The sequence below is a fragment of the Paenibacillus brasilensis genome (assembly GCF_009363115.1).
Classification (GTDB): domain Bacteria; phylum Bacillota; class Bacilli; order Paenibacillales; family Paenibacillaceae; genus Paenibacillus; species Paenibacillus brasilensis.
On sequence record NZ_CP045298.1, the window covers coordinates 3,097,501 to 3,111,762 of the forward strand.

A 14,262-nucleotide genomic window follows, 5' to 3' on the forward strand; every position below is an offset into this window, starting at 1 on the left:
GTGGAGTTGCACAGACAACCAGGATGTTGGCTTAGAAGCAGCCACCATTGAAAGAGTGCGTAATAGCTCACTGGTCGAGTGACTCTGCGCCGAAAATGTAACGGGGCTAAACACACCACCGAAGCTATGGCTTGATGCTTGCATCAGGGGTAGGGGAGCGTTGAATGCGGGTTGAAGGTGTACCGGAAGGAGCGCTGGACTGCATTCAAGTGAGAATGCCGGTATGAGTAACGAAAAGATCTGTGAGAATCAGATCCGCCGAAAGCCTAAGGGTTCCTGAGGAAGGTTCGTCCGCTCAGGGTAAGTCGGGACCTAAGGCGAGGCCGATAGGCGTAGTCGAAGGACAACAGGTGGAAATTCCTGTACCACCGTAATCCGTTATGAGCGATGGGGTGACGCAGTAGGGTAGTGACGCGGACTGATGGATGTCCGTCTAAGCAGTGAGGCTGGTGTGTAGGCAAATCCGCACATCATAAGGCTGGGCTGTGATGGGGAGCGAAAATTGTAGTAGCGAAGGTCATGATCTCAGACTGCCAAGAAAAGCCTCTAGCCAGGAGAAGGTGCCCGTACCGCAAACCGACACAGGTAGGCGAGAAGAGAATTCTAAGGCGCGCGGAAGAACTCTCGTTAAGGAACTCGGCAAAATGACCCCGTAACTTCGGGAGAAGGGGTGCCTCGGTAGGGTGAATAGCCCGAGGGGGCCGCAGTGAAAAGGCCCAAGCGACTGTTTAGCAAAAACACAGGTCTGTGCGAAGCCGCAAGGCGAAGTATACGGGCTGACGCCTGCCCGGTGCTGGAAGGTTAAGGGGAGTGGTAAGCTCTTCGGAGCGAAGCTATGAACCGAAGCCCCAGTAAACGGCGGCCGTAACTATAACGGTCCTAAGGTAGCGAAATTCCTTGTCAGGTAAATTCTGACCCGCACGAATGGCGTAACGACTTGGGCGCTGTCTCAACGAGAGATCCGGTGAAATTTTAATACCTGTGAAGATGCAGGTTACCCGCGACAAGACGGAAAGACCCCATGGAGCTTTACTGCAGCTTGATATTGAATTTGGGTACGATCTGTACAGGATAGGTGGGAGCCGTTGAACCTTGAGCGCCAGCTTGAGGGGAGGCATCCTTGGGATACCACCCTGATCGTATCTAGGTTCTAACTTGGTACCGTGATCCGGTACGAGGACAGTGTCAGGTGGGCAGTTTGACTGGGGCGGTCGCCTCCTAAAGAGTAACGGAGGCGCCCCAAGGTTCCCTCAGAATGGTTGGAAATCATTCGAAGAGTGCAAAGGCAGAAGGGAGCTTGACTGCGAGACCTACAAGTCGAGCAGGGACGAAAGTCGGGCTTAGTGATCCGGTGGTACCGCATGGAAGGGCCATCGCTCAACGGATAAAAGCTACCCTGGGGATAACAGGCTTATCTCCCCCAAGAGTCCACATCGACGGGGAGGTTTGGCACCTCGATGTCGGCTCATCGCATCCTGGGGCTGAAGTAGGTCCCAAGGGTTGGGCTGTTCGCCCATTAAAGCGGTACGCGAGCTGGGTTCAGAACGTCGTGAGACAGTTCGGTCCCTATCTGTCGTGGGCGTAGGAAATTTGAGAGGAGCTGTCCTTAGTACGAGAGGACCGGGATGGACGTACCGCTGGTGTACCAGTTGTTCCGCCAGGAGCACCGCTGGGTAGCTATGTACGGAAGGGATAAGCGCTGAAAGCATCTAAGCGTGAAGCCCCCCTCAAGATGAGATTTCCCAGTATGTAAGACCCCTTGAAGACGACGAGGTAGATAGGTTGGGGGTGGAAGTGCAGTAATGCATGGAGCTGACCAATACTAATCGGTCGAGGGCTTATCCTAAAGATAAGACGCAATGAAGTTTCGGATCCAGTTTTCAGGGTGTAAGTTTGATGTAGCGTAAGCTCAAGTAGCTTAGGCTGGACAAGCGAACACACAGCATTTGGCGATGCTGATACCTGAAAAAGAATTTGCGATGCAAATTCATGTTTGGTGGCGATAGCGGAGGGGTTCCACACGTACCCATCCCGAACACGACCGTTAAGCCCTCCAGCGCCGATGGTACTTGGACCGCAGGGTCCTGGGAGAGTAGGACGTTGCCAAGCAACAGTTAAAAGAGTCATGATCTTCTAAGATCGTGACTCTTTTTTTGCGTTGAAAGCAGTGATATTTATATATTTAAAGAAATAGGTGCAAATTAAGATGGACTCATCATCGTGTAAATAAATTTAAAATAAATTAGTACCAGGTATTAGTATCTGGTGTTATAATGTGATTAAGGATAACAAAGGAGAGTGGTCAGATTGTTGAATTCAAAAGCAAAGTTAACGGCTCTTGGTACTTATGTACCTGAACGGATTTTAACGAATGCCGATTTAGAGAAGCTCGTGGATACGAGTGATGAGTGGATTGTACAACGAACGGGTATGCGTGAACGGCGAATTGCAGCTGAAGATCAATACGCCTCAGATTTATGTATACAAGCAATTACACGTATGATTAACCTGTATGACGTAAATATAAATGATGTTGATATGATCATTGTAGCGACGAGTACCCCTGATTACTACTTCCCAAGTACGGCTTCACGTATTCAGGCTCATTTTAATATCCTGGATACGGGGTCGATGGATATTAGTGCAGCCTGTGCAGGGTTTGCCTATGGACTTCATTTGGCAAATGGTCTTATTACGGGTGGTCTGCACCGCAAGGTGTTAGTGGTGGGAGCGGAAACGTTATCCAAAATCACAGACTACACGGATCGGACGACATGTGTACTTTTTGGAGATGGGGCAGGGGTTGCACTTGTTGAATACGACGAGGATGAGGGGGCATTTTTGACCGCGGATATTGGAACTTATGGCCAAGGGGGAGCACATCTTTACCGTACAGGATTATCAAATAATTTGGATGGAGAGAAGCTGCAAGATCATGGATTTATCGCCCAAAATGGACGTGAGGTGTATAAATGGGCTGTTCGCTCCGTTCCAGCGGGAGTCGAACGTCTATTGAATCAGGCAGATATGAAGAAGGAAGATCTTGACTGGTTTGTACCTCATAGCGCTAATTTGAGAATGATCGAGTCCATATGTGAAAGAAGCATAATACCTGTGGAGAAGACGCTGACAAGTGTAGAGTTTTATGGAAATACATCGGCGGCATCTATCCCGTTGGCTTTACAATGTGGCCTGGATGATGGGCGTTTACGGTATGGGCAACATGTCATCTTATACGGATTTGGAGGCGGCCTGACATATGCGGGTCTGCTATTAAAATGGAGTGTGCCTGATTTATAAGATGTCCTAATCCATGTAAAATTAATATGAATAGTATGTATAAAAGATGCTGATAAGAGCCATTGACATAGATTTATCGTAGGATGGCTGGATGGTATAATTAAACTATGAGAGAAAGGAGCGTAACATGAAGGTATTGGTATTGGCAGAAAAACCGTCCGTGGCCAGAGAAATTGCACGTGTGATGGGCAGCCGCGAGAAGCATAAAAGTCATATAGAAGGACCCAAGTATGTGGTGACATGGGCATTGGGGCATTTGGTCGGCTTGGCAGAGCCGGAAGATTATGATTCTAAATATGCATCCTGGAATTTGGAGGACTTGCCCATTCTTCCAAAGAGCTCGAAGCTAAAGGTACTGCGCGAAAGCAATCATCAATTCAAAGCTGTGCAGCAGCTTATGAAGCGACAGGACATTGGTGAGCTGATCGTGGCAACAGACGCTGCTCGTGAAGGAGAATTGTTGGCACGTTGGATCATACAAATGGCGAACTGGAAAAAGCCTTTCCGGCGCTTATGGATTTCTTCACAGACAGACAAGGCGATTAAGGAAGGCTTTGCAAAGCTATTGCCTGGTCAGCAGTTTGATCGTTTATATGAATCTGCTCGCTGTAGAGCTGAAGCAGACTGGATGATTGGGCTCAATGTGACCCGCGCATTGACTTGCCGGTATAACGCGCAGCTTTCGGCTGGAAGAGTGCAGACGCCAACGCTGGGGATGATCATGGAACGTGAGAAAGAGATTACCCAGTTTCGATCTCAGGAATATGATACGTTGACAGCGGATTTTGGAGACTTTCAGGCAGCTTGGCGGGCAGAAAACGGGGATTCACGTATGTTTGACCGTACGCAAGCAGAGGCTTTGCGCCGTAGACTGGAGGGTGTCCAAGGGACAGTTGCTAGTGTTAAAAAGAGTGAAAAGAATGAGCCTCATCCATTGGCGTATGATTTAACGGAACTGCAAAGAGACGCTAACCAGCGTTATGGCTTTTCCGCCAAACAGACGTCTAATGTACTTCAGCGTCTATATGAACAGCATAAGCTGGTCACCTATCCACGTACAGACAGTCGGTATGTAACCTCTGATATGGTAGGTACACTGAAGGAAAGGCTCAGCAGTGTAGCTGTAGGCCCGTATGCATCCTTGGCACGGCCCTTGCTGCGCAACAATCTGCCGATCACAAAGCGAATTGTGGATGACAGTAAAGTTACGGATCACCATGCGATTATTCCTACAGAGCAGACATTGCTGCTTAATCAGCTAAGCCCGGAGGAACGCAAGCTGTATGACCTGATTGCACGTCGTTTTATCAGTTTGTTCTATCCGCCTGCACGCTATGATGCTGTAGCGGTATCGGTCACGGTAGGGCAGGAGACATTTCAGGTCAAAGGCACAACCATAAAAGATAGTGGCTGGCGGGCTGTATATGACGGAAGCCATTATGACATGGACGATGAAGAAGCAGACGATCGGGAGAACACAGGACGCGGCGTTATTTTGCCTGAACTGAAAAAAGGAGATGCCGTCCGCATACAGCGTTGCCTTGTGCGAGCTGGACGAACGATGCCTCCGAAGCGGTACACGGAAGCGGCCTTGCTCGCCCAGATGGAGAAGCATGGACTAGGTACTCCTGCTACCCGCGCCGATCTGATCGAGAAGCTCGTCAGCTCGGATACGATTGAGCGCCAGGGGAACGTGATGCATCCAACGGGGAAAGGTAAGCAGCTGATCGAGTTGGCGGCTCCGCAGCTTCGAACACCTGAGCTGACGGCACGCTGGGAAGCGGAGCTGGAACGAATCGCGCGTGGTCAAGGGAAACCGGAGCCGTTTTTGAACTCTATTCGTGCTATGGCGAAAGAACTGGTTTCCACTGTAAAAAATAGCAATGCCGAATATAAGCCTCATAACGTAACGAACAGTCATTGCCCGAATTGTGGTACAAAGCTATTGGAGAAGAAAGGTAAACAGGGCAAGTTTCTGGTATGTCCAATTACGGATTGCGGTTACCGTCGTGCAGGGGAAAAACGTTTGTCGAACCGGCGTTGCCCGCAATGTCATAAGAAGATGGAAATGAAAGAAGGCAAAGCGGGACTGTATGTAAGATGTCTGTCTTGCGGTATTACCGAGACGCTGGATAAGGACAAGCAGCGGGTAAACAAACGCGAACAACAAAAGCTGGTAAAACAATATGAAAAGCAGGAATCTTTTGGTTCCAGCTTGGGTGATCTGCTAAAGGCGGCCATGGATCAAAAGCAAGGCAAGTAAGGAAGGCCAAAAGTAGATATAAGCTGATTAATATCAGGTGTACGTCGGTATAAAAACGCTCACTCCTTGGCATGGTAAGCCGAGGAGGTGAGCAATTATGCCAAAGCATAAGCCGCTTAAAATCAATAATCAGCAAAATAAATCAAGTATACTGGAGGAAGAAATCGCTCCTCATCCAGAGAAGCAAGCCAAATATCCTCCAAGCCTAAATGGAATTCCCAAGCAACAGTCATGATCGCGGAATAGGCGGGCTGGCAGAATAGCTTGTAAGACTATGGCAATTAAATTTCGGATGGAGCAGTCCCTTATATCTGCCATTATCTTACTAAAAAAGCAGCAGAACGGTGATATTTATACCGTCACTGCTGCTTTTTTGTAGTAAAAAGGGGTAATGATTGTTATATTGCTTTGGGACTATTCTCAGTATTCATTGAAGAAGGATTGGATTTGATTTACGTCATGCGTTCGGGTCAAAGCGAGCATGAGCAAAATCCGTGCTTTTTGCGGATTAAGCGAATCGGTGGAAACAAAGTTCGATGCCGCGTCTTTCGTCGATGGAGATACGACTCCACTTCCTACACGCGTGGAGCGGGCGATAATGACTCCTTTTTTGCCAGCAGCCTCAGCACCTTCTTTAGAGGCTTTGGACAAGGAGCCATTGCCAGAACCTGCTACAACGATTCCTTTGGCACCAGCCGCTACAGCCGCATCATACAGATAGCGACCGTTGTTTTGATATTCGTATAAAATATCTACCTGTGGAAGCTCGGTCAGATTGGAGATGTCGAATACGGAAGCAGTTGTATGCTTACGTACAGATTTATTATAGTAATACACTTGATCTCCGACAACAGCTCCCAGATACCCCTGTTCCACGGACTTGAACGTATCTACAGCAGTCGTGTTCGTCTTGGTGACGTATCTTGCTGCACCAATGCGGTCATTCAGTAGTACGAGTACGCCTTGACCTTTGGAGCTCGAAGCTCCAGCAACTTTCACAGCATTATAGAGGTTAAAGGGACCGTCGGCGCTGATCGCTGTAGCTGGACGCATAGAGCCAACGACAACTACAGGCTTATCGCTTTTGACCACAAGATCCAGGAAATAGGCGGTTTCTTCCAATGTATCTGTACCGTGCGTAATTACGACTCCATCTACATCATCTCTGGCAAGCAGTTCATTGGTACGTTTGGCAAGTTTTAAGAGGATGTCGTTATTCATATCAGAGCTGTCTATGTTTACAATCTGTTCACCGCTGACGTTTGCAATACTTTTCATCTCAGGAACAGCCTTAATCAAGGTTTCAACACCTAGTGAGCCTGCTTTGTAGCCTGTTGTATCGGTATTGACAGCAGATGATCCTGCGATGGTTCCTCCGGTAGCAAGTATTTTAATATTGGGTAAATGATTGGTTTCTGTTTTTTCAGTTTTGTTTGAAGTTGTAGAGATCGAAGCAGGTGTAGTAGTGCTGGTGGCTGCTGCTGCGGTGTTCGTAAATCCACCATTCCATAAGGTACTTCCGAGAATAAGGCCAGCCAATAGGGGAATCATCGTCATTTTTTTCATGTTAATCATATTAAGCTCCTCTCGAATGTCAAAACTTGAATGATAATGATAGATTAACTGAGAAAATTGTCGAATTACGTTAATATCACGAATTATAGAGGGTGAAATTGTTTTTAGTCAATATAAATGTTAGAAAATATGACTTTAAAACTTATTTTCTAAAGATGTGATCGCTTTGTTCTACTTTTTGTCTGATTTTTGCATCATAGTACTTTGCGTACGATGAGAGAACTTGTGAGCTTAAGGCAATTTTACAATAGGTAGCATTCGTATTCAATGGATCTCACGCCAAATGCAAAAACAGCAAGCCGATATCCCAAAAAGGAATCTGCTTACTGTTTTCTGTGGAAGCTGAACAAACAGTTTGTCTTACTTCATCAAAGGAAACTGCAAGTTAAGCTGATTGGATCCATTTATACATGGCTTTACAGCTTGGACAGTGTCCTTATCAAGGGTTTTTGGTATGCTGTTTGGTTGGCAAGCTGGCACTGGGAGTTCCTTTTCCTCGTTTACGATTGTGCTCCGCTTTTTTTGCATTTTCTCGCAGCTTTTCAACGTATTCATGGGTGCTTTCCATCGCAGGTCCTCCTTTGAGACAAAATAGATGTGGTGAGGATTTTCCTCATACCACGTTACTATATCCGTAAAAGCGCTATTCCAGTCAGAAGAGGATTGTTTCTGTAAAAGGGGCGGGGGTATAATGGGGGTGAGAGCGTTCCATATGAACTAATACCTGATGGGTACGGTGTGCAAAAGGAGGAGAGACATTGCAGACAGGCTTGTTCGTATGGCTGCTGTTTATCAATGCAGTAGGCTATCTGGTAATGTCGGAGGATAAAAAAAGAGCGCGTAAGCATCGTGATCGCGTCCCCGAAAGGACCCTGTTTTTACTGGCCCTGATCGGAGGGGCATTGGGTGTGTTGATTGCGATGTACCGTAAGCGCCATAAAACACGACATATGAGCTTTAGACTCGGTATTCCTGCGTTGCTGTTCATTAACGCATTGCTATATGGATATTTTTTGCGGTAAAGCCGGGGTTTAGGCTCTTATAGGGATGTTTAATGATGAGTAAGGCGGCTACTTCAGCGTCCACGAATGTATTATGCAAGCGTGCAAAGGAATACATATTTCAGGCTTGGATTTAACAAACTGAAAAAGAAGAGGTGTTTATGATGCTATTTTCAAAAATATTGCTCGCTTATGATGGTTCGGATGCAGCCAACAAGGCCTTGCTAAAGGCCGCTGAATTAACCAAGGCATCACCGTCCTCGAAGCTTGAGGTCGTAACGGCATTTGATTTTCCACGAATCTTCATGGGCGAGGGTTTGGCCCCGATTCCGGCTTCGATAAATAAAGAATATTACGATTTGGCGGAGCAAACCACGGATGAAGTTAAAAAGCGACTTGCTGATCAAGGTGTGGATGCCAAGGTAGAACTGATTCAAGGTTCGCCAGCCGAAGTTATTTTGGATTATGCTAATGAAAATGGCTTTGATGTAATTGTGATCGGTAGCCGCGGCTTGGGTGGTATTCGTGAATTTGTATTGGGCAGCGTGAGTCACAATGTGGTGCAGCATGCGCGCATTCCTGTGCTGGTCGTTAAGTAACAGAATAAAATGAGTAAAAGTCGGATTACTTTCTGTACAGGAAGTGCCGACTTTTTTTCTGTATAGTATAATGTCCGCTATTATTAGTTGAGGCAGAGAGTTGGCTAAATGTGCTACTGTTGTCAGACTCTCAGGTATATAAGCGTGTTGATTTTATCAAACACGAACATTCAATTGGATGATTTTGATAATGTTCGTTTTCAAGTTGACATAGAGTGTAGGGAATTGTTAAACTATGAAGTGTATTGTCGATAAAAAATGAACTTTAGGTACAATTTAATAAAGTACACGTGTTTGAGCCGAAACAAATCACGATTATGCTAGGAACGTATAGCGTTGGGGATGGATTAGGCACAATGCTGACTCGTATAATGCCGGGGATATGGCCCGGAAGTTTCTACCTGGAAACCTTAAAATTCCGGACTACGGGAGACATACGGCTGAAGCCGCATTGGTGCGGTGGAACAGGCTTGCTTTTGGCATGCCTTTATGAAGTTCTGTCGTTTGTTTTTTCGTAGTCCGGTGTCTTGAAAATAACGTTATTTTCGAGTGCCGGATTTTTGGCGCTTATTGATAAACAGGGAGTGAAGGACATGTCAGTGCAGGTCGCTGTCATTATGGGCAGCACATCAGACTGGGACACCATGCAACATGCATGTGCTGTGCTGGACGAGCTTGAAATCGGATATGAGAAAAAGGTAGTTTCAGCCCATCGTACACCGGATTTGATGTTCCATTATGCAGAAGATGCCGCCGGGCGCGGGCTGAAGGTCATTATTGCCGGAGCGGGCGGGGCCGCCCATCTGCCGGGAATGGTGGCTGCGAAGACATCGTTGCCCGTTATCGGTGTGCCTGTCCAGTCGAAGGCGCTGAATGGTCTGGACTCTCTGCTCTCGATTGTGCAGATGCCGGGTGGTATTCCAGTTGCCACTGTGGCAATCGGCAAGGCAGGTGCTACGAATGCAGGTCTGCTGGCAGCACAAATATTAGGTGCTTTTGACGAAAAGATAAGCCAGCGGGTCGTGGCAAGACGCGACCGTATCCGTGATGAGGTGCTGGAAGGTAGTGATTCACTATGAATGAGGCATGTGAACCTGCAGGCTGTGTTCGTCCTCCTGGCACAACGATTGGAATTTTGGGAGGCGGACAGCTGGGCAGAATGCTTGTATTGGCGGGAACTAACCTGGGGTACCGCTTTGTGACGCTGGACCCGGCACCGGATAGTCCATGTGGGCAGGTGTCGGAGCAGATTCGCGCCGCTTATGATGACGAGCATGCAGCCAGAGAGCTGGCTAGGCAGTGCGATGTGATCACGTATGAGTTTGAAAATGTGGATGCGGGTGTAGCCGCGCTGTTGGAACAGGAGTCCAGTGTACCGCAGGGCAGCAATCTATTGTACACAACACAGCATCGTCTGCGTGAAAAGCGTTCTATTGAAGCGGCAGGCGTTCCTGTGGCTCCGTATCGTGAAATCAGCAGTGCTACGGATCTGGTTCAAGCGGTTGCTGAACTAGGTGTCCCGTGTGTTCTCAAAACGACAGTCGGCGGTTATGACGGCAAGGGACAGGTGGTCATTCGCCAGCCGGAGGAAGCTGTAGCAGCCTACGAACAATTGGCGGCTAGCGGTGCTGAGCTAGTGCTGGAGCAGTTTATTCGTTTTCGCTGCGAAATCTCGGTCATCGTCGCACGCAGCACGAATGGCGAAGCCAAAGCCTTTCCACCTGCGGAAAACATTCATGTGAACAATATTTTGCACACGTCGATTGTACCCGCACGTGTCCCGGAATCTGTGCAGGAGGAGGCACGCAGGCTGGCGGTAGCTGTGGCCGAGTCGTTAGGGGCGGTCGGACTGCTTGCTGTAGAAATGTTTGTTGCCGAAAACGGGCAATTGTACGTGAATGAGCTGGCACCGAGACCTCATAACTCCGGTCATTACACGATGGAGGGCTGCGCGACATCGCAGTTCGAGCAGCATATACGTGCGATTTGCGGCTTGCCGCTGGGAAGCACGAAGCTGCTGAATCCGGTGGTCATGGTTAATGTGCTGGGTGAGCATTTGGAGGATGTAGTTCAGCGATTTATACAGCCGGATGCCGAAGCTGAAAGATTGAATGTTGTGCCCAAGCTGCATTTGTATGGAAAAAGTGAAGCCAAGCCAGGCCGAAAGATGGGACATATTAATCTATTGTGCCAGGATGCGGAGCAAGCGCTGGAATGGATTGACCAAACCAATATTTGGGGGAATAAATAGTTATGATCGAACGCTATAGCAGACCGGAAATGAGAGCAATTTGGACGGAAGAAAATAAATTCAAAGCATGGCTGGAAGTAGAGCTGTGTGCCTGTGAGGCTTGGGCGGAATTAGGGGTTATCCCGAAAGAGGACACCGTGGCTCTGCGTAAGAATGCAAGCTTTGATATTGACCGGATTTATGAAATTGAGCAGGAGACGAGACATGATGTCATTGCTTTTACCCGTACCGTATCCGAAAGTCTGGGCGACGAGCGCAAATGGGTGCATTATGGTCTGACCTCCACGGATGTGGTAGATACCGCACTGGGCTACCTGTTGAAGCAGGCGAATGAAATTCTGGAACGGGACATTTTGAATTTTATTGAAATTTTGAAGGAAAAAGCATTGGCTTACAAGCATACGCCGATGATGGGCCGTACACATGGAGTCCATGCCGAGCCGACCACATTCGGACTGAAGATGGGCTTGTGGTACGAGGAAATGAAACGTAATTTGGAGCGTTTCCGCTATGCTGCTGATCAGGTACAATACGGTAAAATGTCCGGTGCAGTCGGAACATACGCCAACATTGACCCAGCTGTAGAAGAATTTGTATGCCGTAAGCTGGGCACCAAGCCAGCTCCAATCTCGACACAGACGCTCCAGCGTGACCGTCATGCTGAATATATGGCGACATTGGCGTTGATCGCTACATCCTTGGACAAATTTGCTACAGAGGTCCGCGCACTGCAAAAGAGTGAATTCCGTGAGGTGGAGGAAGCCTTTGCCAAGGGTCAAAAAGGTTCTTCCGCGATGCCGCATAAACGCAATCCGATTGGCAGTGAAAACATCTCCGGTCTGGCACGTGTCATTCGCGGGCATATGGTATCGGCGTATGAGAACGTGACACTGTGGCATGAACGCGATATCTCGCATTCTTCTGTAGAGCGTATCATTCTGCCAGATGCAACGATGCTGCTGAACTATATGCTGAACCGTTTTGGCAATATCGTGAAAAATCTGACGGTCTTCCCTGAAAACATGAAGCGCAATATGGCGCGTACGTATGGCGTACCGTTCTCCGGTCGTATTATGACGAAGCTGATCGACAAGGGATTTAGTCGTGAAAAAGCCTATGATACTGTGCAGCCGCGTGCCATGCAGGCATGGGAAGAGCAACGCCAGTTCCGCGAAATCGTCGAGGCTACTCCAGAAATTACCGCCGTGCTCAGCCCGGACGAAATCGAGGACGCGTTCAACCCGGCTTGGCATTTGAAAAACGTAGATACGATCTTTAAGAAGCTGGGATTAGGGGAGTAAGTGGGAGTGTTGGTGCGTGGAGAGGCCGCTGCGCGAACGGATCATTCTTCCGATTGCTGTTGCCCCTGGATTCCTGTGATTGTAATAAACCCGTAAAGGTTGGAATCCAGAGGCAAAGGCAAACGCTAACGCTTCTCCAGAACGATTCCGTCCGCTCCGCTGCAATCCAGCACCAACCCTCATATGGGAGCAGAGCTAGGGGAAGGTGCGGCACACAAGATACCGCACCCTCCCAGAGCAATGGGAAAAGCGTGTTCCACTGCTTTTCTATCGCAGGCCACGTTCTCGTGAGGGCTGCCGAATTTGCGTAGCAAACAGCCCGCTGCCCTCCCGAGAACGCGCAGGCTCAAGAAGCGAAGCCTTGAGCCACCACAAAGGTGCGCAGCCGTAGGCATATGCGCACAACAGGCGAAGCCCAATGCTCGGCTGCATGGCATGCCGAGCTACGGCCCCGGGGCCGGAATGGTCTGCGGCATGCACGGAGCCGCAGCAGCCCGTAAGCTTGCATATAAAATTGCAGCTTAGAGCTTTCAACGCCATTACGATGTCGTACTCGTAAAAACGTTGTCCTGCACCAACGTAAAAGCGTTGCTGGATTAAAGCTTGTGCCAACAAGCCTTAATCCAGCAGAACGCGCTCGCCCCACCCCAGTTTACACAATACTCCATCATCCACTGCTCACCAACCAACCCTTGCGGGAGTCCCGAGGGCAGCAGCCCTGGGGGTCCTCCCCGAGGGGAGGATTTAGGTGGGGGAAACTTCTTTGAAAGAGGTGTAATGAAATGTCATTGTCTACTGCCGAAGGTCTGATTCATGCGCCGCTCCTGTACAAAGGCAAGGTGCGTGAATTGTATGATCTCGGAGAGCAATTTCTGATTGTTGTGACGGATCGGATTTCGGCTTTTGATTATGTATTGGAGCCGCCCGTACCGGAAAAGGGAAATGTACTGAATAAGCTTAGCGCTTTCTGGTTTGAGCAGACGAAAGACTTGTTGGAAAACCATGTCGTGCACACCGATGTGAACAAGCTCGGGCATGTGATCGACGAACAGAATAAAGAGTTGCTGAAGGACCGGATCATGGTCACGCTGAAGGCTGAACGCATCGACATTGAGTGTGTGGTGCGCGGATATATTACCGGAGGCGGCTGGCGTCAGTATGAGCAGACCGGTGAGGTAAACGGTATTCCATTGCCGGAGGGGCTGCGTAAGAATGAACGCTTTCCCAAGCCTTTATTTACACCAGCTGCAAAAAACGACGTCGGACACGACGAGGACATTTCTCTTCACCAAATGAAAGAGCTGGTCGGGGCACAACTAACAGGTGAGCTTGAAGAAAAAAGCTTGGCGTTGTACGAATTTGCCCGTGCTTTCTGTGAAAAGCGTGGAATCATTTTAGCTGATTGCAAGTTTGAGTTTGGTCTTGTTAACGGGAAGGTTATTTTGATTGACGAAATTTTCACCCCGGATTCTTCACGTTTCTGGGCACAGGAAAAGTATGAGCTGGATGTGGAGATTGACAGCATGGATAAGGAGCCGGTACGAAGCTATTTGGCATCATCCGGTTGGGACAAGAACAGCAAGCCCGATCCGTTGCCTGCTGAGGTGGTAGAAGAAACAACTGCAAGATATACGGATATTTGGCGGCGTCTGACGGCACAGTAAATAGTAATCATTGATTTAAAACCAATAGGATTCATCCATTCGGAGGAGGAACTGAAGGAACATGATAAAAGCAACGGTCTATGTCACAATTAAGCAAAGCGTTTTGGATCCGCAGGGGGTTGCGGTGCAGGGCGCGCTGCATTCTATGGGTTTCGGAGAAGTGGACAGTGTCAGAATTGGTAAGTATATGGAGCTGAATCTGGATACAACAGACCGCGAGAGTGCAGAGAAGCGCGTCATCGAGATGTGCGAAAAGCTGTTGGCTAATACGGTCATTGAAGACTACCGCTACGAACTGGAGGGCTAAT

13 protein-coding genes, 2 rRNA genes and 1 riboswitch (1 of these 16 only partly in view) are annotated in these 14,262 nt (G+C 48.5%); of the genes, 12 read left to right on the forward strand and 3 right to left on the reverse strand.

Annotated elements, in window-relative coordinates; translation table 11 throughout:
- From GCU48_RS14565 to GCU48_RS26955, 5 genes are all read left to right on the forward strand, one after another.
- Nucleotides 1-1,846: ribosomal RNA gene (locus GCU48_RS14565) — 23S ribosomal RNA — on the forward strand; it begins 1,081 nt to the left of the window's first position.
- A gap of 146 nt (nucleotides 1,847-1,992) precedes the next feature.
- Nucleotides 1,993-2,109: ribosomal RNA gene (gene rrf, locus GCU48_RS14570) — 5S ribosomal RNA — on the forward strand.
- A 198-nt stretch (nucleotides 2,110-2,307) separates the two neighbouring features.
- Nucleotides 2,308-3,300: a ketoacyl-ACP synthase III gene (locus GCU48_RS14575; RefSeq protein ID WP_152380473.1), complete on the forward strand. Its 993-nt coding sequence runs from the start codon at nucleotides 2,308-2,310 to the stop codon at nucleotides 3,298-3,300.
- A gap of 127 nt (nucleotides 3,301-3,427) precedes the next feature.
- Nucleotides 3,428-5,563, forward strand: a complete 2,136-nt coding sequence (locus GCU48_RS14580; protein ID WP_152380474.1) for a DNA topoisomerase III — start codon at nucleotides 3,428-3,430, stop codon at nucleotides 5,561-5,563.
- Between the two features lie 97 nt (nucleotides 5,564-5,660).
- Nucleotides 5,661-5,798, forward strand: coding sequence for a hypothetical protein (locus tag GCU48_RS26955; protein ID WP_167518699.1), 138 nt, complete (start codon nucleotides 5,661-5,663; stop codon nucleotides 5,796-5,798).
- Nucleotides 5,799-5,983: 185 nt separating this feature from the next.
- Here the strand turns inward: GCU48_RS26955 and GCU48_RS14585 are convergent, their stop codons facing one another.
- Complete coding sequence (locus GCU48_RS14585) at nucleotides 5,984-7,138, reverse strand: type II asparaginase (RefSeq protein ID WP_152380475.1); 1,155 nt, start codon at nucleotides 7,136-7,138, stop codon at nucleotides 5,984-5,986.
- Between the two features lie 439 nt (nucleotides 7,139-7,577).
- A complete protein-coding gene (locus tag GCU48_RS14590) occupies nucleotides 7,578-7,706 on the reverse strand; it encodes a DUF4023 family protein (protein ID WP_007428828.1) in 129 nt (42 codons plus the stop codon).
- A gap of 190 nt (nucleotides 7,707-7,896) precedes the next feature.
- Between GCU48_RS14590 and GCU48_RS14595 the strand changes: the two genes are divergently transcribed.
- The 5 genes from GCU48_RS14595 (at nucleotide 7,897) to purB (ending at nucleotide 12,290) form a co-directional block, all read left to right on the forward strand.
- Nucleotides 7,897-8,160: a DUF1294 domain-containing protein gene (locus GCU48_RS14595; protein WP_010348778.1), complete on the forward strand. Its 264-nt coding sequence runs from the start codon at nucleotides 7,897-7,899 to the stop codon at nucleotides 8,158-8,160.
- 143 nt (nucleotides 8,161-8,303) lie between these two features.
- The gene (locus tag GCU48_RS14600) at nucleotides 8,304-8,738 is read left to right on the forward strand and encodes a universal stress protein (protein ID WP_025719149.1); all 435 of its coding nucleotides are present in this window, start codon (nucleotides 8,304-8,306) and stop codon (nucleotides 8,736-8,738) included.
- Between the two features lie 344 nt (nucleotides 8,739-9,082).
- A riboswitch (purine riboswitch) is annotated at nucleotides 9,083-9,184 on the forward strand.
- 147 nt (nucleotides 9,185-9,331) lie between these two features.
- Complete coding sequence (purE, locus tag GCU48_RS14605; protein WP_152380476.1) at nucleotides 9,332-9,817, forward strand: 5-(carboxyamino)imidazole ribonucleotide mutase; 486 nt, start codon at nucleotides 9,332-9,334, stop codon at nucleotides 9,815-9,817.
- The gene (gene purK / locus GCU48_RS14610) at nucleotides 9,814-10,989 is read left to right on the forward strand and encodes a 5-(carboxyamino)imidazole ribonucleotide synthase (RefSeq protein ID WP_152380477.1); all 1,176 of its coding nucleotides are present in this window, start codon (nucleotides 9,814-9,816) and stop codon (nucleotides 10,987-10,989) included. The genes purE and purK overlap by 4 nt, the downstream gene beginning before the upstream one ends.
- A 2-nt stretch (nucleotides 10,990-10,991) precedes the next feature.
- Nucleotides 10,992-12,290: an adenylosuccinate lyase gene (gene purB, locus GCU48_RS14615; protein ID WP_025719145.1), complete on the forward strand. Its 1,299-nt coding sequence runs from the start codon at nucleotides 10,992-10,994 to the stop codon at nucleotides 12,288-12,290.
- Between the two features lie 267 nt (nucleotides 12,291-12,557).
- On the opposite strand, the gene GCU48_RS26960 is transcribed toward purB, so the two are convergent.
- Nucleotides 12,558-12,902 carry a hypothetical protein gene (locus tag GCU48_RS26960; protein ID WP_167518700.1) on the reverse strand — a complete coding sequence of 115 codons (345 nt, stop codon included), beginning with the start codon at nucleotides 12,900-12,902 and terminating at the stop codon, nucleotides 12,558-12,560.
- Between the two features lie 170 nt (nucleotides 12,903-13,072).
- On the opposite strand from GCU48_RS26960, the gene GCU48_RS14620 reads away from it, so the two are divergent.
- Both GCU48_RS14620 and purS read left to right on the forward strand, forming a co-directional pair.
- Complete coding sequence (locus GCU48_RS14620; protein ID WP_152380478.1) at nucleotides 13,073-13,954, forward strand: phosphoribosylaminoimidazolesuccinocarboxamide synthase; 882 nt, start codon at nucleotides 13,073-13,075, stop codon at nucleotides 13,952-13,954.
- Between the two features lie 61 nt (nucleotides 13,955-14,015).
- Nucleotides 14,016-14,261, forward strand: a complete 246-nt coding sequence (purS, locus tag GCU48_RS14625; protein ID WP_014279841.1) for a phosphoribosylformylglycinamidine synthase subunit PurS — start codon at nucleotides 14,016-14,018, stop codon at nucleotides 14,259-14,261.
- Nucleotide 14,262 lies beyond the last annotated feature (1 nt).